Source organism: Brevundimonas sp. (assembly GCF_024711105.1).
Lineage (GTDB): Bacteria > Pseudomonadota > Alphaproteobacteria > Caulobacterales > Caulobacteraceae > Brevundimonas.
The window spans coordinates 1-4,187 of the sequence record NZ_JANJTL010000086.1; the positions used below are offsets into that span (position 1 = coordinate 1).

4 protein-coding genes are annotated in these 4,187 nt (G+C 72.3%); 3 read left to right on the plus strand and 1 reads right to left on the minus strand.

What is annotated here, in order from left to right:
* Window positions 1-461: thioredoxin family protein (locus Q0M60_RS06265; protein WP_296817374.1), on the plus strand; the 461-nt coding region annotated here is incomplete at its 5' end.
* Here Q0M60_RS06265 and Q0M60_RS06270 read toward each other — a convergent pair.
* Window positions 427-894, minus strand: coding sequence for a hypothetical protein (locus Q0M60_RS06270; RefSeq protein WP_296817377.1), 468 nt, complete (start codon window positions 892-894; stop codon window positions 427-429). The two genes, Q0M60_RS06265 and Q0M60_RS06270, sit on opposite strands and share 35 nt — an antisense overlap.
* Before the next feature lie 67 nt (window positions 895-961).
* Here Q0M60_RS06270 and pgi point away from each other — a divergent pair, with 67 nt between their 5' ends.
* Both pgi and Q0M60_RS06280 read left to right on the plus strand, forming a co-directional pair.
* A complete protein-coding gene (gene pgi / locus Q0M60_RS06275) occupies window positions 962-2,548 on the plus strand; it encodes a glucose-6-phosphate isomerase (protein ID WP_296817380.1) in 1,587 nt (528 codons plus the stop codon).
* A 58-nt stretch (window positions 2,549-2,606) separates the two neighbouring features.
* Window positions 2,607-4,187: tetratricopeptide repeat protein (locus tag Q0M60_RS06280; protein ID WP_296817382.1), on the plus strand; the 1,581-nt coding region annotated here is incomplete at its 3' end.

The following is a 4,187-nucleotide window of genomic DNA, read 5'->3' on the forward strand; positions in this document are numbered from 1 at the left end:
TCGCCGGGGTCGCCGTCCTGGCGGTCGCGGCCGCGACCTGGGCCACGGTGGCCCCGCGCGCGGCCGGGTCAGCCTCCGCCTCGGCCCTGCCGTCCCGGCCCTGGTCCGCCCAGGCCGTGGCCGAGGCGCGGGCGGGCGGGCCGGTGCTGGTCAACTTCACCGCCGACTGGTGCCTGTCCTGCAAGGTCAACGAGGCCCAGGCCCTGTCGTCGCGCCGCGTCGCCCAGGCGCTGGAGCGCACCGGCGCGACCTATCTGGTGGCCGACTGGACCCTGCGCGACGCCGAGATCGCGCGCGAACTGGCCCGGCATGGGCGCTCGGGCGTGCCGCTCTACCTGGTCTATCCGCGCGAGGGCGAGCCGCAGGTCCTGCCCCAGTTGCTGAGTGAGGGCGCGGTCATCGCGGCGGTGGAGCGCGCGTCGGAGGCTACTGCGCCGGCTGAGGAGGCGGCGGCGTCGTGACCACCTCGACGTTGTCGCGTAGCAGGTAGGACAGCTCCGCCAGCGCATCGGCCCGTGCATTGGTCGTCTCGGCCGCGGCCAGGGCGTCGACCCGTTCGCTCAGATCCTCCGAAAGTCCACGCAGGATGCAGCGCAGGTCGCCATCAGTGTTCCGCTCGCGCAGGTCGACGTGGCCGGCCATGTCCCGTTCGGCCAAAATCGCGGCTTCGCTCCGGAAGGCGGCGAAGTCCGCCCGGCCCGCGAAAGCCGCGTCCTCTGCCGCGCCCGATGCGATCCAGGCGTCGACCACGCCCTTCAGCGCCTGCGAGCGCGAGACGATGTCGGCGTAGAGCGGCTCCTGCGCCAGGGTGTGAGGCGGCGGGGCGGGGGGCTGGACGGCGACCGAGGGGTCGGTCACGAGCAGGGCGGCGGCGAGGGCGAGTCCGCAGGACATGGGCGGCTCCTTGGGCTAATCCGGTCGTCCAGCGGTACGCCGCTTTGGTGAACGAGACCTTGATTCCATGACGACCGACCCGGCCCGCCAGCGTTTCCACGATCTCGCCCGCCGCGACGCCGAAGGGTCGATCCTCGCACGCTTCCCGGCCGAGCCCGATCGGCTGGACCGGCTGAGCCTGGAGGCCGCGGGTCTGTTCCTGGACCTGTCCAAGCAGAGCTGGAGCCGGGAGGGGCTGGACGCGGGCCTCGATCTGGCGCGCGCGCTGGATGTCGAAGCCGCCCGGGATCGCATGTTCTCCGGTGAGGCCATCAATAGCTCCGAAGGCCGGGCGGTCCTGCACGCGGCTCTGCGCGCCGATGAGAGCGCCGGTTTCCAGGCGCTCGGCCAGCCGGTCTCCGGCGAGGTCGACGCCACGCGCGCGGCGATGCGCGCCTTCGCGGAACGCCTGCGCGCTGACGGCCGGATCGACTCCATCGTCCACATCGGCATCGGCGGCTCGGACCTCGGTCCGCGCATGGTCTGGGCGGCGCTGAAGCCGCTCGACCCGGTCATCGACGTGCGCTTCGCCTCCAACATCGACGGCTCGGACCTCACCGAAGCCCTCCATGGCCTCGACCCGCGCCGGACGCTGGTCATCGTCGTCTCAAAGACCTTCACGACCCTGGAGACCCTGGCCAATGCGCGCGTCGCCAAGGCGTGGCTGCAGGCCGGCCTAGGCGAGGATGTCTCGGCGCACCTCGTGGGCGTGTCGGCGGCGCCGGAGCGGGCGCGGGCGTTCGGCTGCGGAGAGGTCTTCGGCTTCGCCGACTGGGTCGGCGGACGCTTCTCCCTGTGGTCGGCTGTGGGGCTCAGCGTCGCCTGCGGCCTGGGTTGGGAGGCGTTCGAGGGGCTGCTCGCCGGCGCGCGCGCCATGGACGGCCATTTCCGCGTGGCCCCACTTGATGCCAACGCGCCGGTGCTGATGGCGCTGGCCCAGGCCTTCAACGTCGCGGCCGGACGCGATGCGCGCACGGTGTCTCCCTACGCCCATCGGCTGCGGCTCCTGCCGTCCTTCCTGCAGCAGCTCGAGATGGAGTCGAACGGCAAGCGCGTCGGTCCCGACGGCCGCCCGGTCGCCGGCGACACCTGTCCGGTGGTCTTCGGCGAGCCCGGCACCAACGGCCAGCACGCCTTCTTCCAGCTGCTGCACCAGGGCACGGCGGTCATCCCCGCCGAGTTCATCGTCGTCGCCGAGAATCCGGAGGGCGGCGAGACCCAGGCCGCCCTGAACGCCAATGCCCTCGCCCAGGCCGAGGCCCTGATGAAGGGCAAGTCCGAGGCCGAGGTCCGCGCCGAGCTGGCGGCCCAGGGGCTGTCCGAGGATGAGATCGCCGTCCTCGCCCCGCAGAAGACCTTCCCCGGAAACCGGCCCTCAACCACGATCTTGATGGAGCGGCTCGCGCCCGAGACCCTTGGAGCCCTGATCGCGCTATACGAGCACAAGACCTTCGTCGAAGGCGTCCTGTGGGGCTTGAACAGCTTCGACCAGTGGGGCGTGGAGCTCGGCAAGGTGCTGGCCAGGACCATCCAGGCCGAGCTGGAAGGCGGAGCGCCGCAGCCGCACGATCCTTCGACCGCCGCGCTCATGGCGCGCGTCAGGCGCGGTCAGTAGCGGCGGCGCATTCCACCGACTAAGGTTCGCGAAGGCAGTGGAGGCGCACTTGGCTGCGATGCGGAGCATGCTGGCGGTCCTGGCGGGTATGTCCCTCGCCACGGCCGCCGTGGCCGCGCCCGGTCAGTCCGAGTTCCCGCGAAGCATGGCGCCCGCCTTGCCATCCGTTTCGCCGCTCGACCAGGCGGAGCGTCTGGTGATCGAGGGCCGGGCGGTCGAGGCCGAGCCGATCCTGGTCGACCAGCTGTTCGCCGCGCCTAATGGAACCGACGATGCGGTCCGGGCGCGTCTTCTGCTGGCGCAGGCCCGCATCGCGCTGGGCCGCGCCGCCGAGGCCGAAGCGCCGGCAAGCGAGGCCCTGGCGGCGACCGACGCCGCCCATCCCTGGCGAGGCTGGGCCCTGGGGGTCAATGTGGACGTCCTCACCGCGCTCGATCGGCCCGTCGAGGCGCTCGTCCTGATGGAGGAGGACCTCGCGCTGTCGCGCCGGCTCGGGCTGGACGCGGAAATCCGGGCCTTGGCGCGCATGGGCGCGGCCCAGCTGCAGGCCGGCCGCTATCGCGAGGCTTCCGAACGACTGTCGGACGCGATCCGGGCCATGGAGTCGAGCCGGCTGCCGGACGCGCCGTTGAGATTGGCGGCGCTCAGCCAGCTCGGGCGCTCGCTGGACCTGCAGGGCCGCCACGGCGAAGCGCGCCCGCATCTGGAAGCCGCCTACGACCTGGCCGTCGCCACGGACGGCGCCGACAGCCTGGCGGCGGCGCAGGCGTTGAACGACCTGGGCACCCACTTCAACGACACCGGCGACTATGCGCTGGCCGACGAGAGTCTGCGCCGCGCGCTCGCCCTCTATGAACTGCTCACGGGACCCGGCTCGCAACAGACCGGTGCGGCGCTGACCAACCTCGGCAACGTCCACATGAACGCCGGACGATGGGCGGCGGCCGAGCCCTATCACCGGCGCGCCCTGGCCATCAGCCGGGATCGCGGCACGGACGTGGACGAGGCGATCGACCTGACCAATCTCGGCTGGGTGCTGCACAAACAGGGTCACGAGGCGGAAGCCGAGACCCTTCTGGCGCGCTCCGTCGCCCTGTTCGAGGGCTCGTTCGGCCCGGATCATCCCTATACGGCGACGGCGCGGACCAATCTGGCCGGAGCGCTGCGCGTCCAGGGCCGCTGCCGCGAGGCCGCGCCCATGTTCCGGGAGGTCGCCCGGGTCTATGCGGCCACGCTCGAGGACGACAATCCGGTCTGGCCCTTCACCCTGAACGGGCTGGCCGCCTGCCTGGCGGAGACCGGTGGAGATCCCGCGGAGATCGAGAGCCTCTTCACCCGAGCGCTGGCCGTGTCATGGTCCGTGCTGTCGCCCGGACATCCCTATGGCCTGGAGCCCGCCAATGACTATGCCGCCTGGCTGATCTCGCAAGGGCGTGCGCAGGAAGCCAGCGAGTTGCTCGACCGCGCGGGCAGCGCCCTGCTGGAACGCACCGTGGCCCGCGCGGGCAGCGACCGCACCGCCCAGGGCGAACTGAGTCAGTTCCGGACCCTCTTCCAGCTGCGCGTCGACGCGGGCGGGGGCCGCGCCCCCCCCCCCCCCCGGACGGGACCGCCCCCGCCGGGGGGGGGGCCCCGAACC